Here is a 14,052-nt window from a genome sequence, read left to right as displayed (position 1 = left end):
GAGCGGTGTCTGCGGTTTCCTCGCGGAAGAAAAAAATTCTTGTCCGGTTTCTTGTGATCCGAAACCGTGGTCGGCGCGTTGTTCTCGTCATCACCCGGCGCAGACTGCGTATAGTAAGAGGATTTCAGCATGAAAACAGCTCTGAAACTGTCCATATTTGCCCTTGTTATCAGCACCAGCAGTGCATTTGCCGACACTATCGAAGGTCAATGGGCAAGAGGCGACGGCAACGCCAAGGTCAAGATTGCACCCTGCGGCTCCGATATCTGCGCGGTCAACACCTGGATCAAACCCGGCACGCCCAAGGAAAAAACCGGCGACAAGCTGGTCATGAGCATCAAGCCGACATCCGGTGGCGGATATTCCGGTACCGCTTTCGATCCGCAACGCGACCTTACCTATAAGCTTACCGTATCGGTGAAAGGCAACAGCATGACGACCAAAGGATGCGTCTTGGCGGGTATCCTGTGCAAGGGCGTTAACTGGACGCGCATCAACTGATCCGGAACGCTTCCGGCGAGATTGCCTGAAACCTGTGCGGTCTCGCCCGTCGTTCCATCCATATCTAGCCCGTCTCGGGCTTCAGGAGTTCCCATGAAACGCTTCGTCATCGCCTACATAGCAACCATGGTCTTCTTTTTGGCCATTGATGCGGTATGGCTGAGTACGATGGCCGATATCCTGTACCGTCCGCTGCTCGGCGACCTGCTTGCGCCGCAATTCCGGCTCGCCCCCGCCGTGCTGTTCTATCTGATCTATTGCGCAGCACTCACCTTCTTTGCAGTTTTGCCGGGCCTAGAACGGGAAAGCCTGAGTGTGGCTCTGCGAAACGGCGCGTTTTTCGGCTTTGCCGCCTACGGCACCTACGATCTCACCAATCAGGCGACCCTCGTCACCTGGCCAACGACACTCACGATCGCGGACCTGATCTGGGGATCGGTCCTGTCTGCGGCTACTGCCTTTGGCTCCTGCTGGCTCACGGGAAAAATGAACCGACGCTCCACCCATTGACGAGACCTGCCATTTCCATCTCGCCTTTCGAGAGGGCCGGGTTTAAACCCTCATAAGACCTTTTTCTTCAGGACCATCATGCCCAACACTTTGCTGCCGATGCTTGGAACGGTTCTTGCCATGAGCGCTATGACGCCTGCCATTGCAGCAGCGGATAGTCCAGCAAAGGGTGAGGCTAGGGTCGATGTTGGCGGCTTCGAGCTGAACAGCATCATCGTGCCTGCGGGGAAGCAAGCCGATCTGCCGCCAATCGTCTTCATCCATGGGGCCAGCACGAGCCTTTACGATCCGCTTTATGCGTTCGGCGAGCCGCTGAAAGGTCGTGCGACGCTGCTGTTTGTCGACAGGCCGGGGCATGGCCTTTCCGATATCGGCCCGAAGGAGAACATTCTTCCGGATGCGCAGGCCGACGCCATTGCCCAGGCGATGAAGAAGCGCGGCATTCGCAAGGCGATCATCGTCGGTCATTCCTTCGGAGGGGCGATCACCGCGGCCTTTGCCCTTCGCCACAAGGATATGGTGGAGGGTCTGGTGTTCCTGTCGCCTGCGCTCTACCCATGGCCGGGTGGGATCAGCTGGTATTATGATGCCGCACGCGCGCCCGTGGCCGGGGTGTTCTTCAGCACGCTGATTGCGCCACCTGCCGGGCTTCTAGCGCTGAACAGTGCGGTGAAGGGGGTCTTTGCGCCAAACCCGATGCCTTCCGATTACGTCTCCAAGACCAAGGCGTATCGTGCGCTCCGCCCTGCGGCCTTCCGCCACAACGCCCAGGAAGTAGGCGCGTTGAATGGCTGGGCAAAAGACGCCTCCGCGCATTACAAGGACATCAGAGCAAAAACGATCATCATCGCCGGAGACAAGGACGGAGTCGTCTCGACCGAGATCCACTCCAAGCATCTGGCGCGCGATGTGCCGGGCGCAGAGCTCGTCGTCGTTCACAATCTCGGGCATAAATCGGATTATGTCGCACGCGACCTCGTCATAGCTGCGCTGGAAAAGATCGCCGGCAAACCGCGCAATCTCAAGGCTATCGCCAGGACGCTCGAAAGCAAGATCGCCAGCGACAAAGGCACGCTGTAGCGGCTCCCATCTGTTTCAGGAGCAACATCCCGCGTTGCCGATCGCCATGTCACGTGCTATGCCTCTATTCAATAATTCAAGGATTATTGAAATATGGATAAGCATCAGGCTCTGTCATCGTTTGCGGCACTGTCGCAGGAAACCCGGCTCGGTATCGTGCGTGCGCTTGTGGTGGCCGGGGAAGAAGGACTTGCGGCTGGCAGAATTGCCGAACTCATGGGTGTGTCTGCCACCAATGTCTCGTTCCATTTAAAGGAACTGGAGCGGTCCGGCTTGATTGTCCGGCAGCGCGTGTCGCGCTCTATCGTCTATCGTGCCAATTACGCGACGTTGGCCGACCTAGTCACATTTCTCATGGAAGACTGCTGCGCCGGCCATTCTGCAATCCGGCAGAGTGTTCAGCCGGGTGAAAACCGTTGCCGGTCTGCTGCGGGGGTGAATGTCGGTGGTTGAGTCAAGAGTCTCGGCATCGATTGTTTCGGCGCTCGGCCTGACGCAAATCCTCGGTTATGGCACGCTCTATTACAGCTTCAGTATACTGGCCCCGGGAATGGCAGAGGATCTGGAGCTGTCGCTGGCGCAAGTCTTCGGGGTTTTCTCTGTTTCCCTGTTCATCGGCGGACTATCGGCGATTTACATTGGCCGGCAAATGGATCGCCTGGGAGCGGCAACCATTATGGCGGCGGGGTCTGCACTGGCATCACTCATGCTCGTACTCTGCGCCGCAGCGCCTTCGGTCGCCACCTTTGCGATTGCGATCATCCTGCTGGAGGTTTCGTCCGGTATGGTGCAGTATCAGGCGGCCTTCGCGACGTTGGTCGAGAGCGATGCTCATAGCGCCTCACGCAGCATCACCTATCTGACGCTTATCGGAGGCTTTGCCTCGACGATCTTCTGGCCGATTACCACGGTCCTTGCCAACCATCTTTCCTGGCGTGAGGTCTATCTCGTTTTTGCCGCGCTCAATCTTCTTGTCTGCATGCCGCTGCATGTCTGGATCAGGAGCCGAAGCAAAACTGCGCGTGGTGCGCCTTGTCATGCGCGACCAACCGTTGTGGGGGCGGTGCCTGCTCATCGGCGCGAGCGGACCCTGCTGATCGTTTCCATTGCTTTCGCGCTTTTAGGATTTACGCTCTCGGCAATGCTGGTGCATCTGGTGCCCATGCTGGGGTCGCTTGGACTGGGTGCTGCAGCGGTAGTGATCGGCTCCCTCTTTGGGCCGGCACAGGTTCTTAGCCGTCTGATCAATATGGTTTTCGGGAAGCGCCTGTCGCCACCCGGGCTTGCTGTCCTATCGGCAGGCTTGATCGTTTCCGGCGTCGTGATCCTGCTTGCGAGTGCGGACTGGTTGCCGGGTGCGGTAGCCTTTGCCATCTGTCTGGGCCTCGGTTCCGGCATCAACAGCATCGCCCAAGGCAGCCTGCCTCTCTATCTCGCCGGGTCGCAGGGATATGGCGCGCTCACCGGCAAGCTGACCGCCGCCCGTCTGGCGGTCGGCGCTGTCGCGCCGTTCGCCTTTGCCGCTGCCATGGAAAATGTCGGCTTGAGCTTTGCGCTGGCCGTCAATGCGGGCCTCGGGGCCATCAGCATCGCTGCCTTCATCGTGGTTGCGCGCTCATGCCGGGCTTAACCGGCACAAGCGCCACGGTCGGTCAAATGGAGTTCAGCGACACCCGCTTCTCGAGCGCGGCAGCCTCTTCCTTTCGCTCGCTGTAACGGCTGGTCAGATAGGAGGAGGCATCGCGTGTAAGAATGGTGAACTTCACCAGTTCCTCGCAGACATCGACGACGCGGTCGTAATAGGAGGAAGGTTTCATCCGCCCCTCAGCATCGAACTCCTCAAAGGCCTTGGCGACGGAGGACTGGTTGGGGATCGTGATCATCCGCATCCAGCGGCCAAGAATACGCATCTGGTTGACGGCGTTGAAGGACTGGCTCCCGCCGGATACTTCCATCACCGCCAGGGTCTTGCCCTGGGTTGGACGAACGGAACCGAGCGACAAGGGAATCCAGTCGATCTGCGATTTCATGATGCCGGTCATGGCGCCGTGACGTTCCGGGCTGATCCACACCTGCCCCTCCGACCATTGGGAAAGGTCACGAAGCTCCTGCACTTTCGGGTGGCTGGCTGGTGCTTCATCCGGAAGCGGTAGTCCAGCCGGATCGAATAGCCGGACCTCGCATCCCAGCTGCTCCAGCAGGTGACGGACTTCGAAGGCGAGAAGCCTGCTATAGGACACCTCCCTCAGCGAGCCGTAAAGGATCAATATCCTTGGCCTATGCGTGGACATGGCAGGCCGCAGGGCTTCTGCATCGATCGGATGAAGATGTTCGCGGTTCAACGCGGGCAGGGGTTCAGACAACGCGCTTTCCCTCCTGGTCGAGAACCTTTTCTCCATCCTCCTTGGTGAACGCGCCCCTGTGGCTATCGGGCAGGATATCGAGCACCACTTCAGATGGGCGGCACAGTCTTGTGCCGAGCGGCGTGATCACGAATGGCCGGTTGATGAGGATCGGCTCTTTCACCATCGCATCCAGTAACTCTTCGTCGCTCAAGGTAGAGTCATCCAGCCCGAGCTCAGCATAGGGCGTTCCCTTTTCCCGGATCGCTTCCCTGACCGTTAGCCCCGCATCGGCAATCATGGTCTTCAGTTCTGCGCGTGACGGCGGAGTTTCGAGATACTCGACGACGGTGGGTTCGATACCGGCATTCCGGATCATGGCCAACGTATTGCGCGACGTGCCACAGGATGGGTTGTGGTAGATAGTGACATGCATGGTTATGTGCCTTCTGTTCGGGTGTTCTTTGAAACGGATGAGGCGCTTTCGTACCAGCCCTTCGAGCGGTTCACGATCCAGACGACGGAGAGCATGACGGGTACCTCGATGAGGACACCGACGACGGTGGCAAGTGCCGCACCTGATTGGAAACCGAACAGGCTGATGGCTGCTGCTACCGCCAGCTCGAAGAAATTGCTGGCGCCGATCAGGGCCGATGGCCCCGCCACGCAGTGCTGCTCGCCCGATACCCGATTGAGAAGATAGGCTAAGCCGGAATTGAAGTAGACCTGTATCAGGATCGGGATCGCAAGAAGTCCGATGATCGCAGGCTGCTTGACGATCTGTTCGCCCTGAAAGCCGAAGAGAAGGACGAGCGTTGCCAGCAGCGCGACCAGGGAAAGCGGCTGCAGCCGGGCAAGCCAGGCATCCAGCGCCCTCGTCGTTCCGTCAGCGGTCAGCACCTTGCGAAGCACTTGCGCAATGGCAACCGGGATAAGGATATAAAGAACGACCGAGATGGTCAGCGTATCCCAGGGCACGGTAATGGAGGAGAGGCCGAGAAGTAGGCCGACGATCGGCGCGAAGGCGATGATCATGATGGCGTCATTCAGCGCCACCTGCGACAGGGTGAAATGCGGCTCGCCCTTCGTCAGATTCGACCAGACGAAAACCATTGCCGTGCAGGGCGCCGCAGCAAGGATGATCAAACCCGCGATATAGGATTGGATCTGATCTGCCGGCAGAATCGGGCGAAACAGCCAGCCGATGAACAGCCAGCCGAGAAGCGCCATGGAGAACGGCTTGATCGCCCAGTTGATAAACAGCGTCACGCCGATGCCGCGCCAGTAGCGCCCGACCTTTGACATAGAGCCGAAATCGATTTTCAGCAGCATCGGGATGATCATCAACCAGATCAGCAAGGCGATGGGTATATTGACCTTGGCGATCTCTGCCATGCCCACCGCGTGAAAGACACCGGGTACCAAGTGGCCCAGCGCAACGCCGACCAGAATGCAGAGAAAGACCCAGACCGTCAGGTAGCGTTCGAATGCGGACATCAACTTGTCTTTCTGGTGTTTGAACCTGCCGTTTCAGCCGTACAGCAGGGCATCAAATCGGCGATCAGCGGCGCGCAGAGGTCAGCGTTCCCGTTGCAGCAATCCTTGAGCAGAAAAAGCGTGAGTGCGCGCAAACCGTCAAGGTCGGCGCGGTAGATGATGGATCGGCTCTGCCGATCGCTTCTCACAACGCCTGCACGCTGCAAGATGCCGAGATGTGCCGACATGGTATTTTGCGGCACGTCCACCAGTTTCGCCAACTCACCAGCCGGCACGCCATCTGGCTCCGCCTTGACGAGCAGGCGGAAGGTTTCAAGACGAGTAGACTGCGCAAGGGCCGACAGCGCTGCGATGGCCTGGTTGGTATCCATATATCCAGAATAATGGATATTTTGATGCCGTCAACTGTTTGCAAGGTGCCGATGTTAAAAACACCAGCGCCAGCGACTTTTTTCAATTCTCAGTCAGATTCACGACCGGCGCAGAGATGGAGAACACAAGCCCGTCTTTTCGATAATCGATGCAGCTCGTCCCGCCGAGATAGGAGGAGAGCGCCTTTTCGATCATCCGCGATCCAAACCCCTTGTGCGAAGGTGCAGACACTTCCGGGCCACCGGTTTCCCGCCAGGTGAGGTGCAGCATGGGTTCGCCGGTTTCTGAGCTGATGGTCCAGGTCAGTGAGACACGGCCGGTTTCTCTGGAAAGCGCGCCATATTTCAGCGCATTGGTGGCCAGCTCATGGAAAGCGAGCGTCAGTGCCAGCGCGCATTTGGCCGAGAGGTTGATCTCCGGCCCATCGACCGCAACGCGGTCTGTCCCATGATCCTGTACCACAGCGTCTGCCAGCATACTCATCTGGGTGGAGCTGTGTTGCGCGTTGATGAGGATTTCATGACCACGGCTTAGAGCGCCCAGACGCGAAAGAAAGGTTGGCTTTGCCGTCGCCATATCGGCATCGTCTTTCAGCGTCTGCGAGGCGACGGCCTGGACGAGCGCTAGGATGTTCTTGATGCGGTGGGCCAGTTCGTTGCGCAAGAGGATCTGTTCGTCCTCGAACGCCTTGAGCGCGGTGATGTCTCTTGAAATGGAGAGGATGCTTTCGACAGCGCCTTGTTCGTTGAAGATCGGCGAAACCTTCACGTCCCAGTAGCGCTCATTTCCCTTGGCGGTATTGGCATAGCCGGTGAAGCGGGCAGCGCGTCCGGCGCGGGCTTCATCGATGGCCGCGATTGCATCCTTGTTGCCTATTCCCTGCCAAAAGTCCGGCCAGTAGCACCCTTTTATCGCCGAAAAGTCGTCCACCTCCATTATCCGCTGGCCACCTTCGGTCATGAACTGTAACGAACCGTCGATCGCGATGACCTTGATGCAATCATCAGACGCGGCGAATGCAGCGGCGACGAAACGAAAACTGTCTGGACCCTCGAACAATGAAGAAGACCTTGAATAAAAAAGGGTATTAAGAAAACGCAGTATAATTCGATATCATAACTATTTAAGGCGTGAAAGACAGAGAATTTCGAAGCGGCGCTCGGGTTTGACCTTAACGCTGTCTGCTCCAGATCCGGTCGTGAAACGCCATGCCGGTCAGCATCGAGATAATAAAGAGGAACAGCTGCGGTATGTCGCCTTTAAGCGATGCGACCGAGAGAGACGCAACCGCTGGACCTGGACAGAAACCGCCAATGCCCCAGCCGAGACCAAAGAGCGCCGAACCCATGATCAGTGGCGTATCGATGCTGCGGCCCTCTGGCAGATGAAAGGTGGCATCAAGGAGAGGGCCGTCCATCCGCTTCATGACCTGGACACCGATGGCGGCAATGACGACGGCCCCGCCCAGAACAAAGGCAAGGCTTGGGTCCCAAGCGCCGAAAACATCCAGAAAGGCTTTGACGCGAGAGGGGTTGAGCATGCCTGAAAGCGACAGGCCGAAGCCAAAGACAAGACCGGATGCGAGTGCTGCGGGAAGCTGCAATTTTGTGTGCTTCATAATCCAAACCCTCTCAAGACCGTAACTGCGATGACACCTGTGGTCAAAAAGGTCGCGACTGCCGCAATCGAGCGCGGCGATAGCCGCGCGAGGCCGAGCACGCCGTGGCCGCTGGTGCAGCCCGACCCCATGCGCGAACCGAAGCCTACGAGCAGCCCGGCTACAATGATCAGCGGCCAGCCTGTGGCGATGTGAATGTCCGGCCAGTCATCGAAAAGATAGAAATAGACAAGCGGTCCCAGTATCAGCCCAAGAATGAAGGCAAGATTGGTGGAAAGCCCAATGCCCCGGGCCAGACGCCCGACGATGCCGCTTATTCCTGCAATTTTGCCATTCAGCAGCAGAAGCATGACTGCCCCGGCTCCGATCAACATGCCGCCTGCGAGAGAGGAGAAATAAAGACTCATGGCTCATCCCTCACGCAGAAAATATCGTAGAGGGCGGCGATCAGTTGAACGGCCTTCTGCTCCGTGAGGCGATAGAAGATCTGCTTGCCATCACGCCGTGTCTCCACGATATCGGAATTTCGTAACACGGTCAGGTGCTGGGAAAGATGGGGTTGATGAAGGTCGATCCTCTCCTCCAGATCGCCAACGGAAAATTCACCCTCGATCAGGGTGCATACAATCATCAGCCGCGCCGGGTGCGACAATGTCTTGAGGAGGCTGGCAACCTCTGTGGCGCGGCCCGCCATTTCGGCGGGAGAGAGCGTGGCTGCCTTGGGTTCAATAGTCATTCCCACGCCGCTCCCTGCAAGGCATCCAGCGGAAATTTCAGGTAGCGCTTGCCGTTTTCTTCGGGTTCCGGCAGGCGACCGCCGCAAATATTCACCTGAAGCGCATGCAGGATGAGCTTGGGCATCTGCAATGTCCTGTCGCGTTTAACCCGGAGTGCGACGAATTCATCCTCGCTCACGCCGGCAAGATGCGGGTTGGACGCTTTCTGTTCGGCAACCGTGCTCTCCCAGCGTGGACTGCGCCCATTGGGCTGGTAGTCATGCCCGGTAAAGAGCCGTGTTTCGTCTGGCAGCGCGAGAATAGCCTGGATCGAGCGCCAAAGGGCGGCGGCATCGCCGCCTGGAAAATCAGCGCGCGCGGTGCCGCTATCGGGCATGAACAGGGTATCGTGAACGAATGCGGCGTCCGCGATAACGTAGGTGACAGAGGCAAGCGTATGCCCTGGCGAAAACAGGACTCGCGCGTCGATGGAGCCGATCTTGAAGCTGTCCCCATCGGCGAAAAGCCGGTCCCATTGAGAACCGTCGGCAAGAAGTTCCGGCCAGTGATAAATGTCTTTCCACAAGGACTGCACGTCAACGACACGTGTGCCGATTGCGGTATGCGCGCCGGTCTTCTGCTTCAGATAGTGGGCGGCGGAGAAATGGTCGGCATGAGGGTGTGTGTCGAGAATCCACTCGACCGTCAGGCCTCGATCGCGAACGTGATCGAGAATGGCATCGGCATGACGCGTAGCCGTCGCACCTGACTTCTCATCGAAATCCAGGACCGGATCGATGATGGCGCACCTATCCGTCTGCGGGTCGGAAACGACATATTGAACGCTCGAGGTGCGTGCGTCGAAAAAGGCTTTTACCTGCGCTCGACGTGCTGCATGGCGGGTCAGCCATTTTTGCGCTGCACTCGTATCGAAGCCGTGCTGCTGGCCGAAGGCAGGGAGATCTTCAGCTGCCATGCGCCCGTCCAGGACCTCACCGATGATGTGGAGGCTGAGGGAACGGGTGCCGCTTTTGCAATGGGCTAGAACGGGCCCATTGGAGCGAAGGAGTGCTGCTTGAAATGCCCGAACATCGGCCTCGGTAATCGTTGTGAGCGTGACAGGGATATAGGCATAGGCGAGATCACCTTGATCCGCCGCCTGCGCCTCCGATTTCGTGCCAGGCTGCGCGTCGTCTTCGCCATCGGGGCGGTTGTTGATGATTGTGGTAAAGCCTTGCGAGCGCAGCGTCTTGATTTCCTCGAGGCTTGGCTGGGTCGAGACAGACAACGTCTCGGAGATTTTGCTGACTGGCATGACTCCCTCCATTCAAATTCATTATATAATATTCTATAATTTATAATGATGTGAATGGCAAGACCGTTGTCAAAGATGCCGTGCAACGCATTCAACTGACCGCAGCGGCTGACCGCCTGATCAGGAAGCCAAGTATGAGATGCGGCGAAGGCCTGCATCATGGCTGTTTCCAAGCCTTAAGCCCCGAAACTCGAAACCGATTTTCGGGGCTTAAGGCTGAGATGTGAGACGATGAAACATCCTTCACGCCCTCGATGGAGGGCGCAGAACTCTAGTATTTTGAAATGGAAGATGGTTTGCGATCAAACGTCTCGGTCGTGCCGTCCGGCTTGGTCAGCTTCCACGAGCCGCTCAAATTCTGCGAGAGGACACCGTAACTGGAGCCGTCTTCAGTGACGGAGTATCCGCCTCCGAGCTTTTGCTCAAGCTCATACGTCTTTCCGTCTTTCTTGAAGCATTTGGAACTGTTCATTCCACATTCGGCAAAGGCGCTGTTGGCTGCAAGTATCATAATGGAGGAAAGAATAAGTCGCTTCATTGTAAGCTCCTGCTCTCTATTTCGAGTTGGTTTCTATTCTGGCAAAACTTACGGCAGTCATCAGTGGTGCCTGACTTGCCGCGATGACTGGTTCTTTGGGGGGCGGATGAGCGAGCGACGGCAAGGCACCCGTCTTCAGCCGGGATGCCGTCCGTTCATATCGGTTGTCTTGATCATTTCAGTGCGCTCAGCGAAGACGATCCGGATGGAGCATCAAGGCTTGCAACGGTCATCGAACAGCGGACTGGGCGTTGCTGCCTTCGCATCTGGCATATTCTTCCGCCGCATTTGCAAACTGCTTGGCCGCATCGGCTGCATATTCAGCGTCCCTGGCATATCTGTTCAGCCTTTCGATATAGTACCCCACATCGTTCTTGTAGGAGCGGATATCGTATTCTGTGCAGTTAGACGAATATAAGCAGGAGGGTTGTGAAATCCTCGACGGTGCGCGGGGCGTACGAATGTCGCTGGAAGGCTCCGAACACGCCAACGCCAAGGTTGGCGCGACCGAAAGAACTGCACACAGAACCGCAACACGCCGTATCATCGAAAGCCTCCAAGCCTCTGTAGATGTTTGAATGTTCTTATTATGTTCTTGTTTGAAACAGAGTCAAGCGCTGTTGTGCGATGTTGGCGTTTAGCGGTAAAATTGTAGCGTCCCTCATCCGCGACGCTGTTTTTGGTCCCTGGGCGGGAACACTTGACCACTGGTTTCAGCGGTTAGCTTCAAGCAAGGATTCTTCGATACGCATCGGTCATTCTTCTATTGCTTTCCCAACCCTCGAGCGGCTCGTGCATTCGGTAAAGTCTCGAGGCCGAGAAAACGGAGGCAAGCGACGAAGGCACACTTTTGATCGGCGGAAACGATTTTGCTCAAGACAAACAACTTCTTTACCGTTGACGCGAACGATGTGTCGAAGCTTAACGATGACGATGTCTTTCTCGTTTCCACGCATCACAACTCGTTCCTCAGTCTGGACGCAGCCTCGGGTCTGCTGACGCACACCAAAATCGGCTCACCCAATACTTCCTTCTTATGTGTCTGTGCCAAGCCCGACCCGGACGCAGCGATTTTCCGCCGCCTGAGTGGAGGTGCTGCCCGGATTGAAAATTCCGCATACCGGATTGCCGATCTGGGCGCCCTCGAATTGCCGGATCGAAAGGGCCGAATGGTATTCTCGGCGGATGGGCTGTATCTCTCATCCAATATGCGCAACGGCTCCAATGAGATGCGCTCTTCTGTAAACGACTGGGAAATCTATCAGCTCGTGCCGCTGTCGAGCATAGCCAAGGTTGCGGCGTGGAACGGTCGGTGGCTGCACCACGCAACGCGCACCCTTCTTGACTTTCAGCGACCGGAGCGCCTTTTGGATTTTCGGTCACTCAACCGGACCGACAAGATGGGCGGGCTTGTTGACTTCAGTGACTGGCCGCCAACATCTGAACATGCTGAAATAGAGCAGGGAGCCGACGCGGCTGTCTCAAGCTTCAACCCGCTTGTGTATTACTGCGTATATGGCAGCTATGAGTATCTGGAGACGTTGGCGCTCTCTCTGGAAAGCCTTGATCGCTACGGTCGATTTGATGGCACGGTCGGGATCATCACCAGCTTTACCGAGGCGGCGGTGCGCAAGCATGTGCCCGAGCGGTTTCAAAAGTCCTTGCGGATCTTTCCCATGCCGCATGGTTCACCTTGGCTTGGGCGCTATTGCCTGGACGATGCTGCCCTCGAACAATTCCAGCCAATCCTGTACCTCGATTGCGACGTGGTCTGCGCGGGCCCGATCGACGATCTCCTGATCGACATCCTGATGTCGGACAAGGTCTGTATTGCGACCGAGTGGGCAGAATATGCTGGCATGCCGAGCATTCCGTCCGAATGGGGCGGCTATGGCAACTGGTTCGGGAAGTTTCTCTTCGATACGAACATCGTTCCCTATTCGGGCGAGGTGGCTTTTGGCAATTCGGGCATCATCGGTATGCGCAATGCCCGGATCTGCAAGGATGCCTTCTCGTGCGTCGTCGAACTGGTACGTCAACCAGGCGCCATCCTCACGCTGGGCGATCAGCCCTTCCTCAATTTCTTTTTGCATGCGCTGGGCGCCGGCGACTTTACGCTGATGGACAAGCACGTGCAGATCGTCCGCTCATCGTCCGGCGTGTCGGTACAAAACCCACATACCCTGGTCCATGTTCTCAATGCGCTGACAAAGACCGACAAGACCTCCGAACTGCGACTGACGATAGCGCAGGTGCTCCTGCAGAAAAATTTCGTATAAGCCGGTTTGCCAAGGTCGGGAGAACGGGCTTGTTCGTCTGAGAGGGAAAATCACCCTTGAGGAGGGCGGTCATACAGCCGCTAGTGTGATGCCCGTCCGGTCCGGTATGGATTAGACACTCTCAGGAACCTGCTGGATGTTCATCGCAGCTCTGCCGCATCCGCGCCGGAGCTGTCATCTGCGATATCCGTTTGCCCGGCGCTTACCGTTGCCCGAAGAGCAACGAATGAGCCTAACTCACGCGTCAGGAGTGTCGTCCATCTCGATGGGATCGAATCTGAGCCACACCATCACCCGCGCGCGGTTTTCCGAGCATAGCAACCAGCGTTGGGTGTCGGGCATGCTTTGAAGCTCTGGGATGCCGGAGAGATCGCGGGCACCCATCTTGATTTCTGTGACGCGATGCGTGCGTGCAGCATCGACCTGCAGCTTGGCCATCTTTTCAGGCCCGTTCTCAACCATCCAATCGTGAATCTCGATGACGATCATAGCCTTGGAAAAGGCGGCGAACGTACCGGCATCGATGAGATCGAATTCGGCGCCCTCGATATCGACAAGGACCAGCGACTGGTCACGCACTTCCGCGGGAAGGTCGTTATAAAACTTACGGGTCGCTTCGCCACGGATGATGACCCTGTCTGCCACACCGTTCAGAACGGCGTTAGCGGCGATCACCTCGCGGCCACGTTCGGTTATTTCATAGCAGTAGGACGTATCGAACCGGTTGTTCACCAGCATGCCCAAGCCGTAATATCCGTCGGCAGCGCCCAGATCGATGAATGTCCGATACCTGGCCGGAATCTCGTCCACTATATTGAGAATTTCCTGCTCGTAGAGCCCAAGGATCATGCCCCCTCTATCAGCACCTTCTCCCCAATGCGTATCCGCGCCGAGCAGCAAACCCTTGAACGGCCCATGCGCAACCCTGTTGCCGTGAAAACTGGCCAGGGAGTTCGATAGATGGAGCCTCAATTTCTGCGCCATGATCAGCAGAATTTCGGGGTGTTGCTCAGCCATGAAATTTGCCATCGCGTGGATGGTCTGCATACCGTTATTCGGGGTGCTCATTGGAGGCCTTTATTCTGCAGCCAGACTGGGATTGTCGCTGGTAAATACCGGCTATGCCTTGCGTATGCCTTGCGGCGCAATCGAACAGTGAGGCCGGCTGCGCGCCGCATTTCAGGTGATGGAGAAGCCGCTGGCAGGTCTGAGCGTTGGCGCTCGCATCCTTATCGATCTCACGATTTTACATGAGAACATTCCGACTTCGGCTCGAAGTGAAGT

Annotated in this window: 18 protein-coding genes; 7 read left to right on the top strand and 11 right to left on the bottom strand. The window is 57.1% G+C overall.

The window, feature by feature from the left end:
- The first annotated feature begins 129 nt into the window (after positions 1-129).
- The 5 genes from ACQZ5M_RS04125 (at position 130) to arsK (ending at position 3,721) form a co-directional block, all read left to right on the top strand.
- On the top strand, positions 130-501 hold the full coding sequence (locus tag ACQZ5M_RS04125; protein WP_296077419.1) for a DUF2147 domain-containing protein: 372 nt from the start codon (positions 130-132) through the stop codon (positions 499-501).
- A 93-nt stretch (positions 502-594) separates the two neighbouring features.
- Positions 595-1,011, top strand: coding sequence for a DUF2177 family protein (locus ACQZ5M_RS04120; protein ID WP_296077417.1), 417 nt, complete (start codon positions 595-597; stop codon positions 1,009-1,011).
- A gap of 78 nt (positions 1,012-1,089) precedes the next feature.
- The gene (locus ACQZ5M_RS04115) at positions 1,090-2,091 is read left to right on the top strand and encodes an alpha/beta fold hydrolase (RefSeq protein WP_449079136.1); all 1,002 of its coding nucleotides are present in this window, start codon (positions 1,090-1,092) and stop codon (positions 2,089-2,091) included.
- Between the two features lie 93 nt (positions 2,092-2,184).
- Positions 2,185-2,544 (top strand): ArsR/SmtB family transcription factor, encoded by a 360-nt coding sequence (locus ACQZ5M_RS04110; protein WP_296077415.1) that lies wholly within the window; start codon positions 2,185-2,187, stop codon positions 2,542-2,544.
- Positions 2,531-3,721 (top strand): arsenite efflux MFS transporter ArsK, encoded by a 1,191-nt coding sequence (arsK, locus tag ACQZ5M_RS04105; RefSeq protein WP_296077413.1) that lies wholly within the window; start codon positions 2,531-2,533, stop codon positions 3,719-3,721. The genes ACQZ5M_RS04110 and arsK overlap by 14 nt, the downstream gene beginning before the upstream one ends.
- 22 nt (positions 3,722-3,743) lie before the next feature.
- Here the strand turns inward: arsK and arsH are convergent, their stop codons facing one another.
- The 10 genes from arsH to ACQZ5M_RS04055 all read right to left on the bottom strand — a co-directional run bounded on the left by arsH (position 3,744) and on the right by ACQZ5M_RS04055 (position 10,489).
- A complete protein-coding gene (arsH, locus tag ACQZ5M_RS04100; protein ID WP_296020033.1) occupies positions 3,744-4,490 on the bottom strand; it encodes an arsenical resistance protein ArsH in 747 nt (248 codons plus the stop codon).
- A complete protein-coding gene (gene arsC / locus ACQZ5M_RS04095; protein ID WP_296077409.1) occupies positions 4,447-4,869 on the bottom strand; it encodes an arsenate reductase (glutaredoxin) in 423 nt (140 codons plus the stop codon). Before arsC ends, arsH begins: the two co-directional genes overlap by 44 nt.
- 2 nt (positions 4,870-4,871) lie before the next feature.
- Entirely contained in the window at positions 4,872-5,930 is a 1,059-nt protein-coding gene (gene arsB, locus ACQZ5M_RS04090) for an ACR3 family arsenite efflux transporter (protein ID WP_296077408.1), read from the bottom strand.
- A complete protein-coding gene (locus ACQZ5M_RS04085) occupies positions 5,930-6,301 on the bottom strand; it encodes an ArsR/SmtB family transcription factor (RefSeq protein ID WP_296077406.1) in 372 nt (123 codons plus the stop codon). The genes arsB and ACQZ5M_RS04085 overlap by 1 nt, the downstream gene beginning before the upstream one ends.
- A gap of 82 nt (positions 6,302-6,383) precedes the next feature.
- Complete coding sequence (locus tag ACQZ5M_RS04080) at positions 6,384-7,361, bottom strand: sensor histidine kinase (RefSeq protein WP_296040657.1); 978 nt, start codon at positions 7,359-7,361, stop codon at positions 6,384-6,386.
- Between the two features lie 112 nt (positions 7,362-7,473).
- Positions 7,474-7,920 carry a YeeE/YedE family protein gene (locus ACQZ5M_RS04075; RefSeq protein ID WP_296102281.1) on the bottom strand — a complete coding sequence of 149 codons (447 nt, stop codon included), beginning with the start codon at positions 7,918-7,920 and terminating at the stop codon, positions 7,474-7,476.
- Positions 7,917-8,327 carry a YeeE/YedE family protein gene (locus tag ACQZ5M_RS04070; protein ID WP_296020018.1) on the bottom strand — a complete coding sequence of 137 codons (411 nt, stop codon included), beginning with the start codon at positions 8,325-8,327 and terminating at the stop codon, positions 7,917-7,919. Before ACQZ5M_RS04070 ends, ACQZ5M_RS04075 begins: the two co-directional genes overlap by 4 nt.
- Positions 8,324-8,662 (bottom strand): sulfite-sensing transcriptional repressor BigR, encoded by a 339-nt coding sequence (gene bigR / locus ACQZ5M_RS04065; protein ID WP_296020015.1) that lies wholly within the window; start codon positions 8,660-8,662, stop codon positions 8,324-8,326. The genes ACQZ5M_RS04070 and bigR overlap by 4 nt, the downstream gene beginning before the upstream one ends.
- Complete coding sequence (gene blh / locus ACQZ5M_RS04060; protein ID WP_449079135.1) at positions 8,653-9,951, bottom strand: bifunctional sulfur transferase/dioxygenase Blh; 1,299 nt, start codon at positions 9,949-9,951, stop codon at positions 8,653-8,655. The genes bigR and blh overlap by 10 nt, the downstream gene beginning before the upstream one ends.
- A gap of 271 nt (positions 9,952-10,222) precedes the next feature.
- Positions 10,223-10,489: a hypothetical protein gene (locus tag ACQZ5M_RS04055; protein ID WP_296020011.1), complete on the bottom strand. Its 267-nt coding sequence runs from the start codon at positions 10,487-10,489 to the stop codon at positions 10,223-10,225.
- Between the two features lie 398 nt (positions 10,490-10,887).
- On the opposite strand from ACQZ5M_RS04055, the gene ACQZ5M_RS04050 reads away from it, so the two are divergent.
- Both ACQZ5M_RS04050 and ACQZ5M_RS04045 read left to right on the top strand, forming a co-directional pair.
- Positions 10,888-11,067, top strand: a complete 180-nt coding sequence (locus ACQZ5M_RS04050) for a hypothetical protein (RefSeq protein WP_449079134.1) — start codon at positions 10,888-10,890, stop codon at positions 11,065-11,067.
- 291 nt (positions 11,068-11,358) lie between these two features.
- Complete coding sequence (locus tag ACQZ5M_RS04045) at positions 11,359-12,768, top strand: hypothetical protein (RefSeq protein ID WP_449079133.1); 1,410 nt, start codon at positions 11,359-11,361, stop codon at positions 12,766-12,768.
- 237 nt (positions 12,769-13,005) lie between these two features.
- Here ACQZ5M_RS04045 and ACQZ5M_RS04040 read toward each other — a convergent pair whose 3' ends face one another.
- Positions 13,006-13,836, bottom strand: coding sequence for a hypothetical protein (locus tag ACQZ5M_RS04040; RefSeq protein WP_449079132.1), 831 nt, complete (start codon positions 13,834-13,836; stop codon positions 13,006-13,008).
- Between the last annotated feature and the right edge of the window lie 216 nt (positions 13,837-14,052).

The sequence above is a fragment of the Rhizobium sp. 22-785-1 genome, assembly GCF_053521965.1.
The sequence above is the reverse complement of the archived record's forward strand: the minus strand, read 5'-3'. Positions and strand labels throughout refer to the sequence as shown.